Here is a 20,312-nt window from a genome sequence, read left to right on the forward strand (position 1 = left end):
TGAAGTCGCATCAAAACTGATAACAGCGTCGTTGCCGCTTCAGGCTGAAGTTTTTTCCAGTAAACGAAAACAAAGCATCGAGGCCATACCAGATGCTGATTTCGTGCGCCCCACCGGTTGAAAACCGAAGTGATGAGACGGTTATATCATAACTATACTGGACCATCATATTGGCCACGTGAAGCGCAAAAATACCGATCAATGCGTCGTTCTGATACGTCTGTCCCGTACGGCGAAGCGGTATACCCCGGTACCAAAGGCCCAGCATAACCGGCGAATAAATCAAGTTCAACCCTACGTCCAACTGTACATTATTACCCTGCTGGCGCACATACCCCGTTAACCCAATCGACTGATCGCGGTTTTGCTGATGGCCCAGTCCCTGGTTACCCAGTGTGCTCGTGAAAGGCAACCGAATACCGGCCATGCCGGTCAGGCGCTGTCCCAGCCAATCACCCCTCGCCTGCGACCGACCCATGTGATGCATGGAAGCGCCCATCCAGTAGGTTGCCATGTCATCGCCGAGTTCGTGTTCAAAGACCAGTCCACTCGAAAAATCCAGGCTCTTCTGCGTCAGCGTCCCCTGTGCCAGCGGGTCGTTAGTGATCTGACTAACTAAGCCGCCCGGGCCGTATTGGTCGGCAAAAGTCATTCCCGAAGGTGTAAACTGAGTACCGATATAGGCAGCCTGAATGCCCATTACCAGCCGCGCTTTTTCCTGTAGCAGCGGAACTGTATAATTCGCCATACCACTCAGCTGCGTTGCCCGAAACGAGCCGCCCTGATGGTCACTTATAAGTTGAGCGCCCAGCCCAACCCGCTGATCTTCGGCATAGGTATCGATCGAAAAAGCTGCCGTCTGGTAATTACCGGGTAGTGCTGGCCATTGGTTTCGGTAATTGGCCACTAAACGGGTCGTACCTGTAGCACCGGCAAAAGCCGGATTATGGTAGAGGGGGTTGGCGTAGAATTGGGAAAATTGCGGATCCTGCGCGAATGTAGCCCGTGAACTACCGACCAGCAGCAGGCTGGTACCAAGCAACGTAAGTAAGCGCATTGATGAACGATCTGGTGTGGGGGAGCAAAGAAACGCCGTAAACTGGGTTTTGCCAATAGAATAGGTATCTAATCGTCAGGGGCGCCAGCAAACATGATTATATTGCCAGCTCAGCGCCACACCGCCCCTTCTCAATGATTTCTTCTGTAAACTCCCTGCCCTTTCGGCACTGGCTGGCCATCGCTTTTCTGCTGGCCTCACTCCCTCTGTTTGGCCAGATCGGACCATCAATCAAGCCCAAAGACGGCCGATATGATATTTGCTTAAGGGAAGGGCAAACGAAAGTTACCGTTACCATTCTACTCGATGTGCCAGCGGGAGCTTCCTGCCCACTCAAAACGTATCGGATTGACTGGGGCGATGGTATCGTGGACCCATACCCATTCGATCCGGCCAAGCTCGAACTGACCCACGAATATGATGTCAAGGACTTTGTGGACCAATGTCGTAGCGACCTCGATCGTACCATTAAATTTAGGCAAACCGACAACTGTGGTACCGGTAACCCCGCCAACAACAGTTTCGATTTCACACTGCGCAACATACCCCGTCCGCGATTTACGGCCCCAGCCGTTTGTGCGGGCCAGACAACCACATTTACTAACCAGACCTGCCCGCAAAGCAGTCAGTACTCGTATAACTGGCTTTTTGGCGACCAGACCGCAGCAAGCCCTACCGGCAGCCACACCTATGCCAACAAGGGAACGTACACCGCTACCCTGAGCGTATCGGGTGTCTGTGGCCCCAGTACCCCCTTTTCGGCGCCAGTGACCGTACTTGATAAAGCGCAGGCTGCCATTAAAGACTCGGGCGCCGTGCAGACCAGCAACGATACCCTCTTTTTATGCCTCTCGTCGGGTGCGGTTCTCCGTTTCGACGGTACGCCCTCGACCGGCGCCACAACGTACGCCTGGTCAATTTCCGGACCCGGTCAGACGGCCTATCTCGACAAGACAGATCCACAATCCCCAAGACCAAAAGCCCAATTTCCACGCGCCGGCGACTATATGGTGACGCTCACGGTCGACAACCCCTGCCGTATTCCAAACCGTATCCAGCGTGTGGTTCGGGTTCTCGATCTGGCCAGTCCAACGTTAAAACCCCAAAACGACACCTGTCAGGCTTTCACCTACCGAATCGGCAACCCAATTGCCGGGGCTACCTATACGCTCAATGGCCAGACCTTCGACCCTCAAGCGGGCATTCCGCTGGCATTATCCGACGCGCCCTACGTCGTCTCAGCCTCAACCGCCAACGTTTGCGGCAGTCGGCCCGTCCAGATTTCGTTCCGGGTCAGCGCGGCTAAACCGGTTCGTATTGCGTTGCCCCGCACGTCAACTGTATGCGCCGGCAGTGGCCCCATTCGGCTGCGCGCCGACCGCCCCGGCGGTGTCTGGACGCTAAAAAATCCAATAACGGGCTTTACGATCAACGCCCAGCGGGCCGATACGAGCCTGCTTCTGGGTACTAACGGCACCGTTCAACTGCTCTATCGGGTTGGGCTGGGAGCCTGCCAAGTACTGGATTCCGTAGTCGTAACAGTGTCGGGTGTACAGGTATCGGTATCCGATCTAAGCGTGTGTGCGGGCCAGGCTAAAGTAAAGCTGCCCGGCACGCCAGCCGGCGGTAGCTGGTCGACTCCCAACTGCACAAACTGCATCAAGAATGATTCACTTCTGCTAACCGGGCTCACTACCAATCAACTGGTAGTAACCTACCAAGTCAGCGGTGCCGGGGGGTGTTTGGCATCGGGTACGTTTGCCGTTCGGGTTGGACAGCCTAAAGCTGCCTTTGCGATCGTTGGTCAGTGCACCGACAAACCCATTACCGTTACCAACAACTCAACCGGCGCCGATACCTTCGAATGGTTAGTCAACAGCATGACCGTTGCCACAGGCCGCCAGCCAACGCTTGTTCTGCCCCCCGGACAACAAACGGTAGTGCTGCGCGCCCGCTCTGGCAGTTGCGAAAACCAGGCCCAGCAATCGCTTACGCTTATTTCTCCCCCAGCCACACTGCGCCTGACAACCCCCACAGCGGCCGGTTGTGCCCCCCTGCCCACAACCTTCAGCGTAAACCCAGGGCCCCAGCCAGGCGTAGCCTACCAATGGCATTACGGCGATGGCGCATCAGCTGCCGATTTTTCAGCTGCCAGCCATACCTACCAGAACACCACCCAGACCACCCGTGTCTTTACAGCCACACTGACGGCCAGCAATGCCTGTGGCACGCAGGAGGCAACCACCAGCCTTTCTGTACGTCCCCTGGCCTTTGCCGAAATCGGAATCGATTCGACAACTATTCGCTGCACACCAGCGACTATACGGTTTGCCAATCGGTCGATTGGCCAGGGTCAGACAAGTTTGTGGGACTTCGGTGATGGCTCAACCCGGCAAACCTTGCAGGATACAGTTTACCACTTTTTTGCCGCTCCTGATTCAGCCCGTACCTTCCGAATCCGGCTGTTCGTTCAGAATAGTTGTGGGCGCGATACTGATGCTGTCAGTATTCGGGTTTACCCAACCTTTGTCAAACCGGGCATTGGCCTATCGGCCGACCGGCCGTGCGCGGGCGAGCCTGTTCAGTTTACAGATGCCACCGTACCCCGACCAACCGCCTGGGTGTGGCGTTTTAGCGATGGCACAATCGAGACTACCGAAAAAACCTTGCATCGGTTCGCTGAGGCCGATAAGCTGTATACGGTTACCCTGACGGCCTACACCCCCTGCGGCTACAGCAGCAAGACAGTTTCGCTGACTACCACGCCCCCCCCCACCGCCAGTTTTTCAATCAACAGTCCTTTTTCGTGTCAGGGGCAATTGCTTGCCGTGACCAATACGAGTGACCCAAGATACCGTTTCCGCTGGAGTTTTGGTGATGGTTCTCCCATCGATTCAGTCAACTATTCACCCCAACATATATTTTCAGGTATCCAGACAAGTGCTACGATCAGCCTGACGGTGATTGGTTCATCGAACGGCTGCGCAACCACTCAAGCCAAAACCATCAGCATTCGCCCGCGCCTTAAACCAGAATTTAGTATCGAGGGCGGTAATACTATTTGTACCAGTAATCCGATTCGATTGATAAGCGCAGAACCCAACGCAACGCAGTATCGCTGGCAAATCGGAAGTGGTCCCGCCCTGACAACACCAACACCAGAGGTCACTCTGCCACCAGGCCGTCACGACATAACACTGACCGTTAGTTACGACGGCGTGTGTGCTGACTCAAGTCTACGCACTGCGGCTATCCACGTGTTACCCTGCGAGGCTGTGGCGCCAGAGGCTTTTACGCCTGGCCCCGACTCGTACAGTCCTGTCTGGACAATCTTTGGCGATGAGGGAGCTACCCGTATCCAGCGGCTTCGGATCTGGAATCGCTGGGGAGAGGTCATTTTCGACGCATCTGATATTCCATTAAATAGCCAACAACCTGGCGAATGTTGGGATGGCACGAACCGCGGTGTACCGATGCCGGCTGGCGAGTATGCCTACGAAGCAGAAGTATTATTTAGGGGCAACAGAACAAAGAAACTAATTGGCAGCGTAGCCCTTGTCCGTTAGCGCCAATTCGATACTGCTACCTGATCGATGGTCCGACTAGTGGCAAACTAAGCTGGTAGTGCTGCCCATTTGTATTTACATCGCTTCTGTACTTACCTTTGTCGTCACTTCATTCCCCAAAAAAGCGGCACGCCCTGTGCCGCTTTTCCTGAAAACACAAATCTATAAAGTCGATAGAATTCAAGCACTATGAGTCAATCCAACGACCTTGTGAACGCTGCCCCGGCTCTTGACCTGACCGGACTGACCCTCACGGTGCAGGGTGCCAATGCAGCGCAGCAGGCCGAGGCTCTGCGCCAGTCGTTCCCCTCAGCGACCATTCAGCTGGCCAACACTACCCCTGCCCGCTCACCCCTGCTGCGGCCCCGCACCCGTACCGAGATTGCCATTTATGTGTTCTCGGCCCTGGCGCTCATGCTGGTGGGCCACTTGCTGTTCAGCTACTTCACCATCGACCGACTGACGTTGCTGGCCAGCCAGGTCGACCTGACGCCCGAGATTTTTTACTTTATCCTGGCGGGCTTCGTTGCGCAGATGATCGACGGGGCGCTGGGTATGGCTTATGGCGTTACGGCAACCACTTTCCTGACCAGCGTGGGTATCAGTCCTGTGTTTGCCACCGCCAGCGTGCACAGTTCCGAGATTTTTACCTCGGGGGTGTCGGGTTACATGCACCTGAAGTTTGGCAACATCAACAGCCGGCTTTTCAAGGCCGTTCTGATTCCGGGTGTGATCGGAGCCGCGCTGGGAGCATTTCTGATTACGAAACTGGCCGATCTGGAAATCGTGGCCAAATACCTGAGCCCGGCTATCTCGGTTTACACGGCCATTCTGGGTGTGCTGATCCTAAAGAAAGCCCTGACCAAACGGATCAAGAAACGGCCCGTTCGGCAGATCGGGCTGCTGGCCTGGTTTGGTGGTTTCGTCGACGCTATCGGGGGCGGAGGCTGGGGGCCCATCGTCAACTCGACGCTGATTGCTGCCGGCCGGCACCCGCGTTACACGATTGGCTCCGTTAACCTCGCCGAATTTTTCGTTTCGTTTGCCTCCTCGCTAGTCTTTGCCCTCTTTGCTGGTTTAAGCAACTACGGCATGGTAATTTTGGGCCTCATCCTGGGTGGCATGATTGCCGCGCCCATTGCCGCCCTGCTGTCGCAGCGGCTGCCCGTCAAAACCATGATGGTGCTGGTTGGGCTTGTGGTGATCATCGTTAGCCTACGCAAGATTATTCTGTTCTTTTAGCGGGAAGAGACCAGCGAAAAGAAGATAGACAGGTGCGTGTGCTGCGTTTTGTTTCTCAGCAACATCTTTCTCCTTTCCTCGCTCCTCTTTCTTCCAACTCTATGAAAAAACAAACCAAAGCCATCCGGACGCAGGCTGCCAAGTCGCAGAATCGTGAACACTCGGTTCCCCTGTACCTTACGTCGAGTTTTGCCTTCGAGAGTGCCGAGCAAGGTAAAGCGCTCTTCGACGAAAGCATCGAAGGCAACATCTACAGCCGGTTTTCGAACCCCAACGTGACCGAGTTCGTCGACAAGGTCTGTATGCTCGAAAACGCCGAAGAAGGCATTGCCACGGGTACCGGCATGGCGGCTGTGTTTGCCAGTATGGCAGCCCTGCTCAAATCGGGCGACCGGATCGTTGCCTGCCGCGCTCTGTTCGGCTCGGCCCACCAGATCATTACCCAGATTCTGAGCAAGTGGGGCATCACCTATACCTACGTCGATGCCACGGCGACGGAAGCCGACTGGGAGGAAGCCATCCGGGGCGATGCCGACAACGGCATCCCGACTGCGCGTATGGTGTACCTCGAAACACCCTCGAACCCCGGCCTCGAACTGGTCGACCTGACGATGCTGGCCCGCCTGAAACAGCAGTACGGCTTTATCCTGAATGTCGATAACTGCTTTGCCACGCCCATTCTGCAAACACCCATCGACCTGGGAGCCGATCTGTCGATTCACTCGGCCACGAAGTTTATGGACGGACAGGGTCGCGTGCTGGGCGGTATCGTGGTGGGGCGCGCCGATCTCATCCAGCCCATCCGGTTCTTTGCCCGCCATACCGGCCCGTCGCTGTCGCCTTTCAACGCCTGGGTGCTGTCGAAAAGCCTCGAGACGCTGGATCTGCGCATGGAACGCCACTGCCGCAACGCGCTGGCGCTGGCCGAAGCCCTGGAAGCACACCCCGACGTAGCCGTGGTCAAGTACCCGTTTCTGCCTTCACACCCGCAGTACGAACTGGCCAGGCAACAGATGTCGGCCGGGGGCGCCATCGTTACCATCGAGCTCGAGGGTGGTTTCGACCGCGTAAACGCCTTTTTCGACGCGCTGCAAATTCCCACCCTGTCGTCGAACCTGGGCGATTCGCGGACTATCGTTACCAACCCCAACACCACGACCCACGCTAAACTCAAACCCGACGAAAAAGCGGCTCTGGGTATCACGCCCGGTCTGATCCGGATTTCGGTTGGGCTCGAAGCCATCGAAGACCTCGTTGCCGACTTCACGCAGGCCGCCGAAAAATCGGCCAGCGCTGTCAACGCCACCGCAGCAACCGAGTAGCCGGCCACGTTGACCGGCTCATCTTTTAGGCGGGAGGTTCGGTGCCCGATTCTCCCGTCTGTGACCATACTCCACTACTGTTATGCAACAGCGCCTGACCTTCCTGTTTTTTCTGCTCCTCAGCACCCTCACCGGCCTTCGGGCGCAACAGCGCCCCCTGCGGGTTGGGGTGGCGGGGCTGGTGCATACGCATGTGCACCAGATCCTGAAAACGTATGGCAAACCGGGAGCAATCGAGGTAGTGGGTATTGCTGAACCCAACCGGGCGCTGGCCGAACGGTATGCCCAGCAATATGGCTTTCCGATGAGCCTGGTGTACCCAACCGTACAGGCCATGCTCGACAAGACCCGGCCCGAAGCCGTTACCGATTTTGGCCGCATTGTCGATCACCGCAAAACCGTTGAGGCCTGCGCGCCCCGCGGTATCCACGTGATGGTCGAGAAGCCCCTCGCCACCAGCTACGCCGACGCGAAGGCTATGGCGGCCCTGGCGCGGAAACACCAGACGCAGCTGCTGACAAACTACGAAACCACCTGGTATGGCAGTAACCACAAAGCCTACGCGCTGGCCAACACCGGCAACGCCCTTGGTGACCTGCGTAAGATTGTGGTGCACGATGGACACGAGGGGCCAAAAGAAATTGGGGTCAATGCTGAATTCCTCGACTGGCTGACTGACCCCGTCGCCAACGGAGCCGGCGCCCTGTTCGACTTTGGCTGCTACGGTGCCAACCTGTCGACCTGGCTTATGCACAACCAGCGGCCCACCTCGGTTTTGGCCGTAACGCAGCAGATCAAGCCCGATATCTATCCCAACGTCGACGACGAGGCCACGATTGTTGTAACCTATCCCCGTACCCAGGCCATCATTCAGGCGTCGTGGAACTGGCCCTTTGCCCGCAAAGACATGGAGGTCTATGGTCGCACGGGCTACGTGATCACCATCGACGGCACGCGGATGCGGGTGCGGCTCCCCGACCAGAAAACGGAGCAGGCGCTGGAAGCCACCCCAGCCGATGCACCGGCGCCCGATCCGTTTACCTATCTGGCCCGGCTGCTGCGGGGCGAAACTAAACCCGACGAATTGACGTCATTAGCAAATAACCTGATTGTGATGGAGATACTGGACGCGGCCCGGCAGTCGGCCAAAACCGGCCGGGTTGTTTTGCTGGAGCCCAGCCGCTGATTGTAGCCAACCGCCGGCCGGTGTTGCCCCCGTCCGGTTACCTTAGTTTACTTGTCAATTGTATGCAAACCGAACCATCCATACACACGTTTGACAGCCTGACCCAACAACTGACGGGGTTGTCGGAAGTCGATGCGCTGCGCAAACTGGCCGAGCTGTTTCCGGGCCAGGTCGTTTTCTCGACCAGTCTGGGCTACGAAGATCAGGTCATCACCGACATGATTCTGGCTAACGATATTCCCATCCGGATTTTCACGCTCGACACGGGTCGCATGTTTTCGGAGACCTATTCGGTCTGGAAAAAAACCAACGACCGCTACGGCGCTCACATCGACACGTACTTCCCGCAGTCGGCTGCCGTTGAGCAGCTGATGAGTCAGAAAGGGCCCTACAGCTTCTACGATTCGGTGGAAAACCGGAAAGAGTGCTGCGGCATCCGGAAAGTAGAGCCTCTGAACCGGGCGCTGGCCGGGCAGAAAATCTGGATCACGGGTATCCGGGCTGATCAGTCGGCCAACCGGCAAACCATGACCCAGGTCGAGCGCGACGACGCCCACGATCTGTTTAAATTTCACCCGCTAATGCACTGGAGTTTCGAGCAGGTGCAGCAGTACGTACGCGACAACCACGTGCCCTACAACCCCCTCCACGACCGGGGCTTTGTGAGCATCGGCTGTCAGCCCTGCACCCGCGCCATCCAGCCCGGCGAAGATTTCCGGGCCGGCCGCTGGTGGTGGGAAGACAACTCGAAAAAGGAATGCGGCCTCCACACGCACGAAGAAGCGTTTAAACCATAGCGATTGTGCGGTTGAGTGCATGAGCGATTGAGTGATTTTTCACGGCAGGTCCAGTCACTCAACCACTCATGCACTCATGCACTTATTCACTCAATAAACATGGATTATCTAGATCAACTTGAGTCGGAAGCCATCCACATTCTGCGCGAGGTGGCGGGGCAGTTTGAACGGCCTGCCCTGTTGTTTTCGGGGGGTAAAGACTCCATTACGCTGGTGCACCTGGCCCTGAAAGCCTTCCGGCCCGGCAAGTTTCCGTTTCCGCTCGTCCACATCGACACAGGACACAATTTTCAGGAAGCCCTCGATTTTCGCGACGATCTGGCCAACCGCCTGGGCGAAAAGCTTATCGTGCGTTATGTGGAAGACACCATCCGGACCAAAAAGCTGAAGGAACCTACTGGCCGCAATGCCACCCGCAATGGCTTGCAGACCTTTACCCTGCTCGACACGATCGAGGAGTTTGAATTTGACGCCTGCATCGGCGGAGCCCGGCGCGACGAAGAAAAGGCGCGGGCTAAAGAGCGCGTGTTTTCGGTACGCGATGAATTTGGCTCGTGGGATCCCAAGCGGCAGCGCCCCGAACTCTGGAATCTATACAACGGCCGGATTCACAAGGGCGAAAACGTGCGCGTGTTCCCCATCTCGAACTGGACCGAACTCGACGTCTGGAACTACATCCGGCGCGAAAAGATAGACCTACCGAGCATTTATTTTGCCCACGAACGGGAGTTGATCGTGCGCGATGGCAAGCTCATGGCTACGGCCGGGGGCGTTATCAAACCCGAAGCCGACGATCAGATCGTGACGCGCCGGGTCCGGTTCCGCACCGTGGGCGACATTTCGTGCACAGCAGCCTCCGAATCAGGTGCCGACACACTCGATGCCGTCATCGACGAGATTCAGGCCACTCGTATCTCCGAGCGGGGCGAAACCCGTATGGACGATCAGCTAAGCGAGGCCGCCATGGAAGACCGCAAGAAAGGCGGCTATTTTTAATTGTGGATGAGCGAATGGGTGAATGAGCGAGTACCTTTTGGTTGGCTCGTTTATTCGCTCATGTACTCATTCACTCAATCACTCATTGAGTTCATGGACCTTCTCCGATTTATTACCGCCGGTTCGGTCGACGACGGCAAGAGCACGCTGATCGGGCGGCTGCTTTACGACTCCAAATCTATTCTGGCCGATCAGCTCGAAGCCATCGAACGCGCCACCAAAGGCCGCGACGATGGATCGGTCGATCTGGCGCTGCTCACCGACGGCCTCCGGTCGGAGCGCGAACAGGGCATCACGATCGACGTAGCCTACCGCTACTTCCAGACCCCCGCCCGCAAGTTTATCATTGTTGATGCGCCGGGGCATATCCAGTACACCCGCAACATGGTGACGGGCGCGTCGAACTGCCAGCTGGCCGTTGTACTGGTCGATGCGCGGCACGGTGTGGCCGAACAAACCCGCCGGCACTCGCTTATTGCCAGTCTGCTCGGCATCCCGCACATCGTGGTGGCGGTCAACAAAATGGATCTGGTCGATTTCTCGCAGGATGTGTTTTCGGATATCTGCATCCACTATGCCGAACTGGCGCAGAAACTCCAGGTCAGCAACGTGACTTACATCCCGATGTCGGCACTGAACGGCGATAACGTGGTCGACCGGTCGACGGCGATGCCCTGGTACGAGGGCCCGACGCTGCTCGAGCACCTTGAAACCGTTGAACTGACCAACGACCTGGGCACCCAGTTGCCCGGCCGGTTTCCGGTGCAGTACGTGATTCGGCCGCAGACCACCGAGCTGCACGACTACCGCGGCTACGCCGGTAAAATTACCAGCGGCCAGTTCCGTACCGGCGATTCGGTGACGGTGCTGCCCTCGGGCGAAACCTCGACCATCGACGCCATCGAGATTGCAGAAACCCGGCTCGCCGAAGCCGCTTCGCCCCAGTCGGTAGTGCTGCACCTGGCCACCGATGTCGATATCAGCCGGGGCGACCTCATTGTCCGAACCGATCAGCTGCCCATCAGCAGCCAGACTGTCGAGGCCATGGTCTGCTGGATGGATACCAAAACATTCAGCGTGGGCAACAAATACGTATTGCAGGTGGGCACGGCCCGCACCCGCTGCTCGGTACGCGAGATTGCCTACCAGCTCAACGTGAACACCTACGAGCAGATCGAGGGTGTCGACAGTCTGAAACTTAATGATCTGGCCAAGGTAGTGCTGCGCACAGCCCAGCCCATCAGTTTCGACCCTTACCAGCAAAACCGCACCACCGGTGGCGCCATTCTGATCGACGAGACCAGCAATGTAACCGTGGGGGCCTTGATGCTCATCGGCGAAGCCTGATCTGAACTGGGCATCGCGTAGCAACCCAGCTAGTCCAGTTGCCCGGGGGCGGTCCGACGACCGCCCCCTTTCTGGTTACAGGCACTGTCGTGTCCGGGTGCGCACAGCCACTGGCGGGCGACGCGGCTAACCAGTTTCTGCCCTATCTTTGCGCCTTCATTGACACCGGGGCTGCCCAGACCAATACCGTAGCTGCAGACCGGACCCACTTGCATGATCGACTTTTTCAGGAAACCCTTTTTCAGTGACTTTCGCGTTATTTTCGGCCTCTACGCACTGCTTACCCTGTTTGCCAGTATACGCATCGTTTTCTGGGAGGGCTCCAACAACTACGATATTTTCTACTACTCACTGGAGCACCTGATTCAGGCCAAGAGTCTGTACCAGGTGTATCCCGAGCAGTATTCCGATCACTACCACTACGCCCCTACCTTTGCGGCTCTTTTCTCGCCCATTTTCGCCCTGCCCTACTCGGTGGGTCTGTTTATCTGGCATTTTCTGTTTACGGGGGTATGGTTGTACGCCATCTACCGCCTGCCCCTGACGCACCAGCAAAAAGCAGGGGCTTACTGGTTTAGCCTGCATGAGCTGTTTACGTCGATGGTCAACAGCCAGACCAATCCCCTCATTGCGGCCCTGTCGATCTTTGCGTTTTTAAGCTTCGAGAAGAAACAGCCGTTCTGGGCTGCCTTCTTCATTATGATTGGCTTTAACATCAAGATTTACAGCCTCGTAGCCGCCGGTCTGTTTATTGTTTACCCCCAGAAAATCAAGTTTCTGGCCTCAATGGTATTCTGGACCCTGGTGCTGGCTGCGCTGCCCCTGCTCTTTACTACTCCCGACCGACTGCTGTGGCAGTATGAACTGTGGGTGAAACAGCTGATGATCAAGTCGGATGGAGACATGTGGCTCAACATTTCCATTCACCACCTGGTACACCTGCTGTTGGGCCCCAACGTATCCACGGCCCTCATCATTGGCGCGGGCGTGGCTGTTTTCTGCACCGTGTACGCGCAGGTCCGGCAATACAGCCAGCTGGCGTTCCGGCTGATGCTGCTGGGCTCGGTGCTTATTTTTCAGGTCATTTTCAACCCCGTTTCGGAGTCGCCCACGTATATCACCGCCGTTACAGGCATTATCTGCTGGTGGTACGTAAGTCCGCAGTCGCGGCTCGACTGGGGGCTGATGATTCTCTGTTTCGTACTGACGGTTATGTCGCCCAGCGATATTTTCCCCGCTTACCTGCGCGACAGGTACGTAGTTCCCTATGCCCTCAAAGCCCTGCCGGTTGTGCTGATCTGGTTTCGCCTGATCTGGAACATGCACCACCCCCGCCATGAGCGCCTGGAAACCTTAACAAATGATCAGGTAGTCCAGTTAACCTAACAATCCGTTTTCCGATACCGATATACCCCTATGGCCGCCACCTGGCTCGACTTCTGGCAACAGCAGAATGAGTTCGACGACGCCATGTCGACGAACTACGCTTACTTTCTCGACCGGGTCGAGCAGTACGTCACGCTGACCCCGTCGACCCGCGTGCTGGACATCGGCTCCGGACCGGCCAACCTCGAAGATGCCTGGCATAACCGGGTGGGGGCCATGCACGGGCTCGATATTTCTAAGCGTTACAACGCGCTGGCCCGCGCCAAACATGCTAATCACCCGACCGTTTTTTTTCACGATCTGTCGGCCACCGATTACCTGAACTTCGACGCCGTTGCCGGCCAGTCGTTCGATTTGATCATCGTGATGAGCGTGGTCCAATACTACCGTGACCCCGCCGAAATTGAGCAGTTGCTGCGAACCATCCGCGACCTCGCGGCTCCGGGCGCCAGAGCCCTGCTCTGCGACCTGATTGTGCAGGAGGGGCTGCTGGGCGATATGATTAGTGTGCTGCGCAGGTCGTGGCAGGAAGGCAAGTTATGGTCGACACTGAGTTTACTGGCCCGGCTGCGCTTCTCCAGCTATTACAGGGTTCGCCAACAGCACGGCCTGCTGGTGGTACCCGAATCCCAGTGGCTGGCGATGTGCCGGAAACTCGGGCTGCAGGCCCGTTTTCTCGACGAACCCATTACCATGCAGTGGGAGCGTCGGAATCTGCTCATCCAGTTCTAGATACAGACCAACTTTCGGCCCGACCCTATACTGGTTAAACCCGGCCCGACGTTTGTTGTCTGACATCCAGCTAAACTTTACACTGTCGCCATGAAACCATTCCTGTCACTTCGTTTTCAATCCCTGGTCGTAACGCTGCTCTCGTGTCTGGTGCTGACCACCGCCTGTAAGAAATCGGGCTCGGGCTCCGATGTCGACCCGCGCGATCAGTACGTAGGCACCTATGATGGCGGTTATCAGGCTTCTACCTTGATCAACAACAGTCTCGAAAGCAGCCGTGAATCGGGCACGCTGGTCATCAACGTGACCAAATCGCAGGTCGACAATCAGCTGTATCTGGCCCTGACCTTCAACAACACAACGAAGCAGAACCTGACTGCCGAACTGAGCGGTGCCAGCTTCACCATCATCGACAAGCAGAAGGAAACCATTGCTTTCGACGGCAAATCGTACGACGCCAACTATTCGGCCACCGGTCAGTTTGTGACAAATACCATTGCCATCAACACCACGGCCGAAACGTTGCAGGCCGGCATCACGATTACCCGCCGGGGCGGACTCACCGGTACTAAGAAATAAGTACTTTAGCGGCCGGTTCCTAACTCCGGTTGTTTCATGAAAACATGCATACTCACCGGCCTCATGGCCGGTTTTTTTTGGTCCGCATCGGGCCAGTCGACGGCGGTGCTCAAACCCACTCGCCCAACCACTGCTACCACCCTGCAACCGGCTACGGCCGAATCGGTCGGGATGAGCACCGATCGGCTGCACCGGATGGATGCCATTATCAACGACTACATTGCGCAGGGCCGGCAGGCGGGCGTGGCGGTGCTGGTGGCCCGCAACGGGCGCGTGGTGTATCACCAGGCCTACGGGCTCGACGATGTCGCGGCCAAAACGCCCCTCAAACGCGACGCCATTTTCCGAATTGCCTCGCAAACCAAAGCCATCACCACCATTGGTCTGATGATGCTCTTCGAGGAAGGTAAGTTTCTGCTCGACGACCCGATCTCGAAATACATTCCGGCGTTTAAAAACCCTACCGTACTCGATAAATTCAACCCCGCCGATTCGTCGTACACAACCGTGCCGGCCAGGCGCGAGATCACGATCCGGCAGCTGCTCACCCATACATCGGGCATTAGCTACGCCCAGATCGGCACGAAAGAAGCCGTGGCGATCTACGCAAAAAACCGCATTCCGAGCGGCATTGGCACCCCGGATGGTACCCTGGCCGACGCCATTAACCGACTGGCCAAACTGCCCTTACTGTTCAACCCCGGCGAACGCTGGAGCTACGGCCTGAACACCGATGTTTGTGGCTACCTGATCGAAGTACTGTCGGGTCAGCCTCTCGATCAGTACCTGCGCAGCCGCCTGTTCGAGCCGCTGGGCATGAACGACACGTACTTTTACCTGCCTAAAGATCGCCAGAACCGGCTCACAACGCTGTATACCGAAGATTCGATCCGCACCCTGCGCAAGCAACTGACCCGCGGGGGTATGTCGCCCGACTATCCTAAACTGGCGGGTACGTATTTTTCGGGCGGGGCCGGTCTCAGCTCGACCCTGGCCGATTACGCAGCCTTTCTGCAGATGCTGCTCAACGGGGGCGAATACAACGGCAAACGGTTGCTGAGCCCGACGACCATCCGGCTGATCACCAGCAATCAGATCGGCGACCTGAACCAGGGAGCGGGAAAATTCGGGCTGGGTTTTGGTCTGACCACCGAGCGCAGTTCGGCTCGCCTGCCCGTTTCGGAGGGCACCTACGAGTGGGGCGGCTATTTCGGTACGACCTATTGGGTCGACCCCAAAGAAGGGATTGTGGCGCTGATTTACACCCAGAAAGCACCCAATTCATACGGCGACCTGTCCGATAAGTTCAAGGTGCTGGTGTATCAGGCCATTCTGCAGTCGCAGGCCATCGGACGGTAGAAGCGCCGGTACCGGTGCTTTTCTGGCTGTTTTACCCCCAACGCACACCCAATGATGATCCGCCTGACACTTGCCCTGCTTTTCAGCTGTCCTTTGCTCCACGCCCAGACTGCGGTGTCGACTTCAGCTGGCGCTACCACCGCCGTAACCACTACCATGACGGTTACCAAACCGTCGTATTCGCCTGCGGAGCAGGTGCTGGCCACGATCGAACAAAAGCGATTCGATGCCCAGGTTAGCAAAGACTACGCCGTGCTGGATCAACTCCTGGCCGACGACCTGTTCTATTGCCACTCCAACGGCGGCACCGATACCAAGGCTTCGTACATCCAGTCGATTCGCGATGGCAAGTCGAAATACGACGCCATCGATATCGAGGATCTAAAAGTGCGTGTGTATGGCAATACGGCCGTGCTCAATGGCATCTGTGTCATCAAAGCCACTAACAACGGCGAAACCATCAACACCCGGCTGCGCTACACCGATGTGTATGTCCGCAAGGGAAAACAATGGCAGATGGTCAGCTGGCAATCGCTCAAATTCCCGCCGGCCAAGTGATGGAGGTCATGTAGTGTTTGTTAGTTTGTAGTTTGTCGTTCAAACAACAAACTACAGACCACGCACTACAGACTACAAACCACAAACTACAGACCCCAAACTACAAAAAAGCAGCCCTCAGGCGCGAGCCGACTCCAGGAGTCAGTCTGCGCCTGAGGACTGCTTTTTTTAAGAACACCTACTCCACTTTCAGAAAGGCCCGGAGTTCGGTCGCGTCCTGCGGCTTCATGCGGCCGGCCAGCACGAGCCGGAGCTGCCGCCGGCGGAGCGCGCTGTTGTAGCGGTCTTTTTCTTCCTCGGTTTCGGGCACCACGGCTGGCACTTCGATCGGTCGCCCGCTCTGGTCCACAGCGACAAAGGTGTAGAACGCGCTGTTGGTGCTAACCCGGATGCCCGCCGGAATATCCTCGGCCCACACTTCGATAAAGACTTCCATCGACGAGCTGAACGCCCGGGTAACCTGTGCTTTCATGGTCACGATATTGCCCAGCCGAATGGGTTCGGCAAACGAGACATTATCGACCGAAGCCGTTACCACGATGCGGTTCGAATGTTTCTGGGCGGCAATGGCAGCCGCGATATCCATAAAGTGCAGGAGCCGCCCCCCCATCAGATTATTGAGCGTATTGGTATCGTTGGGCAGTACCATTTCGGTCATGACGGTACTGGACTCCCGGGCAAATTTGGGCTGGGGCATTGCAGAATGCGTACGTTTAGTTTGTGCGTGTAAGTTGAGTGCAAACCAACGACGGAAACCGCAAACGGCCAAAGAAACCCGCATCAACTCCCTATCTAGCCCCCTTGTGTCGACACTGCTTTCGTTTATATTTGTAAAATACCCCGTTAAACTTATACGAATCCAATGGAGCGTCTGGTCGATTACTTCGCGCACATTCCCTCATCGCACCGCAGCCTGCTACTGGTAGGCGGCATCACGGTTTTCTGGCTTATTGAAAGTGCCGTGCCGCTGTTTCACTTTCCCTACCGCAAGCTGCACCATGCCGGCATCAACCTGTTCTTTACGCTGACTACCGTTGTCATTAATTTCTGCCTGGCGTTTCTGCTGCTGCGCACCAGCGACTGGGCCGTTGCCAACCACGTCGGCCTGCTCGGCTGGCTTCAGCTGCCCCTTTGGGCCGAAGCCCTGGTGGGTTTGCTCGTGCTCGATCTGATTGGTGCCTGGCTTCCGCACTGGGTCGAACATAAGGTACCTTTTCTGTGGCGTTTCCACCTGATTCACCACACCGATACGTTTGTCGATACCACGACCGCCAACCGCCATCACCCCGGCGAAAGTGTCATTCGGTTTTGTTTCACCCTGGTAGCCGTTCTGCTCACCGGCGCCCCCATGTGGCTGGTATTTATGTATCAGGCGCTGTCGGTGGTATTGTCGCAGTTCAACCACGCCAATATTGAGCTGCCCCGCTGGGCCGACCGACTGCTGGGACTGGTGGTGGTGACACCCAACATGCACCATGTGCATCACCATTACGTGCTGCCCGTAACCAACACCAACTACGGCAATATCTTTCCCTACTGGGACCGGCTGTTTGGGACCTATCTGGCCAAGCCAGGCCGCGAGCTGCGTTACGGGGTCGATACGCACCTGGCCAGCCACGAGCATTCGGCATTGGGCAACCTGCTCAGGATTCCGTTTCAGCCCTACCGCCCACCCGTCGGCGAAGCGCCTGCCCACCCGACCACCAGCCCATCGGAAGCCCTTTCTCAGCCCGTCGGTCAATCGTAAATCGGAACTAAACGTATCGAAATCGGTTTATGGATGAGAAACAAGTTCAACTAATAAACAGATTAAAATCATGGCAGCAGGCTCGCACGCCGTAGAGGCAACTGATGCAAATTTTGACGAACTGATCAATTCCGATAAACCGGTACTGGTCGATTTCTGGGCTGAATGGTGTGGTCCCTGTAAGATGATCGGGCCCGTTGTTGAGCAACTCGCCGGTGAGTACGAAGGCAAAGCCGTTGTCGCTAAAATGGATGTCGATCAGAACGCCCGCATTCCGGCCCAGTTCGGTATCCGCAGCATCCCCACCCTGATGGTCTTCAAAAATGGCCAGATGATTGAGAAAGTTGTCGGTGCTGTTCCCAAAAACGTTCTGGAGCAAAAGCTACAGGCCGCTCTGTAATTGCGCACACCGCCTGACGGCTAAGCCGGGCTTTTGTCCGCTCGGGCGCTCAGGCGAATTCATAAAAAAGGGGGGCGTCAACCTAGGTTGACGCCCCCCTTTTTTATGGTCAGTACGGGTATTCAGCTGACGGGGCTGCCGTAAACTGAATACCGTGTACCCATACCTTATACCAGCATCCGCATCGGGTTTTCGAGCAGCTCTTTGAACGTCTGCAGGAAAGCGGCTCCGCTGGCGCCGTCGACCACGCGGTGATCGCACGACAGCGTTACTTTCATGACATTGGTTGGTTTGGCAACCGATGCACCCGTGTCGTCTTTCTCGAACTTCACCGACTGCTTGATAGCCCCAACCGCCAGGATACAGGCATCGGGCGGGTTGATAATCGCGGTAAACTCATCGATGCCGAACATACCGAGGTTCGAGATCGAGAACGTGCTGCCTTCCCAGTCCTTGGGCTGCAGTTTCTTGTCTTTAGCCTTACCCGCCATCTCCTTCACCTCGCCCGAAATGGTCGACAGTGTCTTCTGATCGGCGTTCCGCACCACGGGTACCAGCAGGCCTTCGTCGACCGCAACGGCTACGCCGATGTTAACGTAGTTGTACCGGCGGATTTTGTCGCCCAGCCACGACGAGTTGACCGTTGGGTGCTGTTTGAGCGCCACGGCGGCTGCTTTGATGACAAAGTCATTAAAGGATACTTTGACCGGGCTAACGCCGTTGACCGTACCGCGCAGGTCCATTGCCTTATCCATGTTGATCTCCATGGTCAGGTAGAAATGCGGAGCGGTGAACATGCTTTCGCTCAGGCGACGGGCAATCGTTTTGCGCATCTGGCTAACCGGCGTATCGACGAAATCGCCGGTAGCGGGGGCAGCTGCGGCCGGCTGGGGAGCCGGGGCGGGCGCGGCTGCCGGAGCCGGTGTAGCGGCTGGTGCTGGCGCAGCGGCTGGTTTCGGCGCTGGCGCGGCCGAACCGGGAACAAACGCTTCTACGTCGCTCTTCACAATGCGGCCTTCGGGACCACTGCCTTTTACCTGACCCAGGCTGATGCCTTTATCTTCGGCAATGCGTTTGGCCAGCGGAGACGCCTTCACACGCCCGTTGGCACCAGCTGCTTCGCCGGTTCCACCCGCATACGACAGGTCGCTGTCGGCGTTGGCGGGCAGCGATGCCTGCGGGTTCTGTTCGGCCGTTTCGCTGCCACCGGTAGCAGTGGCTGCCGGCTGGGCGGGCGTACCGCCATCGAGCAGTACTTTAAAATTGGCGCCTTTTTCGCCCACAATGGCGATGATATCATCGACAGCTACCGACGAACCTTCTTTCACCCCGATGTAGAGCAGCGTGCCTTCTTCGTAGGCCTCGAGATCCATGGTGGCTTTGTCGGTTTCGACTTCGGCCAGTGCATCACCGGCTTTCACCACGTCGCCTTCCTTTTTGAGCCAGCTGACGATGGTGCCCTCGGTCATGGTGTCGCTCATTTTGGGCATCCGGATCACCGTGGCGTTGACGTTCTCGGCCGGCGCTGCCGATACCGCGTTGGCATCGGGAAGCTTGGTGTTCACGTCGGCCGGGCTGGCTGCTCCGCTTGGGGCTGGTGCTTCTGCCGGAGCCGCTGCGGGTGCCTCGGCGGCTGGCTGGCTACCACCGCTCGATCCGTTGAGCAGCGCTTTGTAGTCTTCGCCATCGGCACCAATTACTGCCAGCACCCCGTCGACCGGAACCGAAGCCCCTTTTTCGACGCCAATGTAGAGCAGCGTGCCTTCTTCATACGATTCCAGGTCCATGGTTGCCTTGTCGGTTTCGACTTCGGCCAGCACGTCGCCAGACTTTACTTTATCGCCCACTTTCTTGTGCCACTCCGCAATGACCCCTTCGGTCATGGTGTCGCTCATTTTGGGCATTCGGATTAATTCAGCCATAGCCAGCTATCAGTATATCGGGTTTTCAACGAGACCGGGTTACAGGCCAAAATTAAGGTATAGCCTGTTAGAATACGCAATCGGAGCCGGTTTTCTCACCGAATGCGCCGTTTGAA

17 protein-coding genes are annotated in these 20,312 nt (G+C 56.9%); 14 read left to right on the forward strand and 3 right to left on the reverse strand.

From position 1 onward, the window contains the following. Positions 1-10: 10 nt before the first annotated feature. Positions 11-1,057: a PorP/SprF family type IX secretion system membrane protein gene (locus ACYVAC_RS12330; protein WP_461097988.1), complete on the reverse strand. Its 1,047-nt coding sequence runs from the start codon at positions 1,055-1,057 to the stop codon at positions 11-13. A gap of 134 nt (positions 1,058-1,191) precedes the next feature. Here ACYVAC_RS12330 and ACYVAC_RS12335 point away from each other — a divergent pair, with 134 nt between their 5' ends. The 12 genes from ACYVAC_RS12335 (at position 1,192) to ACYVAC_RS12390 (ending at position 16,127) form a co-directional block, all read left to right on the forward strand. Further along, entirely contained in the window at positions 1,192-4,623 is a 3,432-nt protein-coding gene (locus ACYVAC_RS12335; protein WP_461097989.1) for a PKD domain-containing protein, read from the forward strand. Positions 4,624-4,812: 189 nt separating this feature from the next. Further along, positions 4,813-5,865, forward strand: coding sequence for a sulfite exporter TauE/SafE family protein (locus ACYVAC_RS12340; RefSeq protein WP_461097990.1), 1,053 nt, complete (start codon positions 4,813-4,815; stop codon positions 5,863-5,865). Positions 5,866-5,966: 101 nt separating this feature from the next. Further along, a complete protein-coding gene (locus ACYVAC_RS12345) occupies positions 5,967-7,187 on the forward strand; it encodes a trans-sulfuration enzyme family protein (protein ID WP_461097991.1) in 1,221 nt (406 codons plus the stop codon). Positions 7,188-7,269: 82 nt separating this feature from the next. Next, on the forward strand, positions 7,270-8,373 hold the full coding sequence (locus ACYVAC_RS12350; RefSeq protein WP_461097992.1) for a Gfo/Idh/MocA family protein: 1,104 nt from the start codon (positions 7,270-7,272) through the stop codon (positions 8,371-8,373). A gap of 62 nt (positions 8,374-8,435) precedes the next feature. Beyond that, positions 8,436-9,170: a phosphoadenylyl-sulfate reductase gene (locus ACYVAC_RS12355; RefSeq protein WP_461097993.1), complete on the forward strand. Its 735-nt coding sequence runs from the start codon at positions 8,436-8,438 to the stop codon at positions 9,168-9,170. A 93-nt stretch (positions 9,171-9,263) separates the two neighbouring features. After that, the gene (gene cysD / locus ACYVAC_RS12360) at positions 9,264-10,166 is read left to right on the forward strand and encodes a sulfate adenylyltransferase subunit CysD (protein WP_461098227.1); all 903 of its coding nucleotides are present in this window, start codon (positions 9,264-9,266) and stop codon (positions 10,164-10,166) included. A 93-nt stretch (positions 10,167-10,259) separates the two neighbouring features. Further along, positions 10,260-11,513: a sulfate adenylyltransferase subunit 1 gene (locus ACYVAC_RS12365; protein WP_461097994.1), complete on the forward strand. Its 1,254-nt coding sequence runs from the start codon at positions 10,260-10,262 to the stop codon at positions 11,511-11,513. Positions 11,514-11,726: 213 nt separating this feature from the next. Continuing rightward, positions 11,727-12,899, forward strand: coding sequence for a glycosyltransferase family 87 protein (locus tag ACYVAC_RS12370; protein ID WP_461097995.1), 1,173 nt, complete (start codon positions 11,727-11,729; stop codon positions 12,897-12,899). A gap of 30 nt (positions 12,900-12,929) precedes the next feature. Continuing rightward, on the forward strand, positions 12,930-13,631 hold the full coding sequence (locus tag ACYVAC_RS12375) for a class I SAM-dependent methyltransferase (RefSeq protein WP_461097996.1): 702 nt from the start codon (positions 12,930-12,932) through the stop codon (positions 13,629-13,631). A 90-nt stretch (positions 13,632-13,721) separates the two neighbouring features. Further along, a complete protein-coding gene (locus ACYVAC_RS12380) occupies positions 13,722-14,210 on the forward strand; it encodes a hypothetical protein (RefSeq protein ID WP_461097997.1) in 489 nt (162 codons plus the stop codon). 36 nt (positions 14,211-14,246) lie between these two features. Beyond that, positions 14,247-15,569, forward strand: a complete 1,323-nt coding sequence (locus ACYVAC_RS12385) for a serine hydrolase domain-containing protein (protein WP_461097998.1) — start codon at positions 14,247-14,249, stop codon at positions 15,567-15,569. A gap of 51 nt (positions 15,570-15,620) precedes the next feature. Beyond that, a complete protein-coding gene (locus ACYVAC_RS12390) occupies positions 15,621-16,127 on the forward strand; it encodes a nuclear transport factor 2 family protein (protein WP_461097999.1) in 507 nt (168 codons plus the stop codon). Between the two features lie 178 nt (positions 16,128-16,305). On the opposite strand, the gene ACYVAC_RS12395 is transcribed toward ACYVAC_RS12390, so the two are convergent. After that, entirely contained in the window at positions 16,306-16,824 is a 519-nt protein-coding gene (locus tag ACYVAC_RS12395) for an acyl-CoA thioesterase (RefSeq protein ID WP_461098000.1), read from the reverse strand. A 165-nt stretch (positions 16,825-16,989) separates the two neighbouring features. Here ACYVAC_RS12395 and ACYVAC_RS12400 point away from each other — a divergent pair, with 165 nt between their 5' ends. After that, the gene (locus ACYVAC_RS12400) at positions 16,990-17,874 is read left to right on the forward strand and encodes a sterol desaturase family protein (RefSeq protein ID WP_461098001.1); all 885 of its coding nucleotides are present in this window, start codon (positions 16,990-16,992) and stop codon (positions 17,872-17,874) included. 70 nt (positions 17,875-17,944) lie between these two features. Beyond that, the gene (trxA, locus tag ACYVAC_RS12405; protein WP_461098002.1) at positions 17,945-18,274 is read left to right on the forward strand and encodes a thioredoxin; all 330 of its coding nucleotides are present in this window, start codon (positions 17,945-17,947) and stop codon (positions 18,272-18,274) included. A 167-nt stretch (positions 18,275-18,441) separates the two neighbouring features. On the opposite strand, the gene ACYVAC_RS12410 is transcribed toward trxA, so the two are convergent. Then, complete coding sequence (locus ACYVAC_RS12410) at positions 18,442-20,196, reverse strand: pyruvate dehydrogenase complex dihydrolipoamide acetyltransferase (protein ID WP_461098003.1); 1,755 nt, start codon at positions 20,194-20,196, stop codon at positions 18,442-18,444. Between the last annotated feature and the right edge of the window lie 116 nt (positions 20,197-20,312).

The organism is Spirosoma luteolum, from assembly GCF_054778875.1.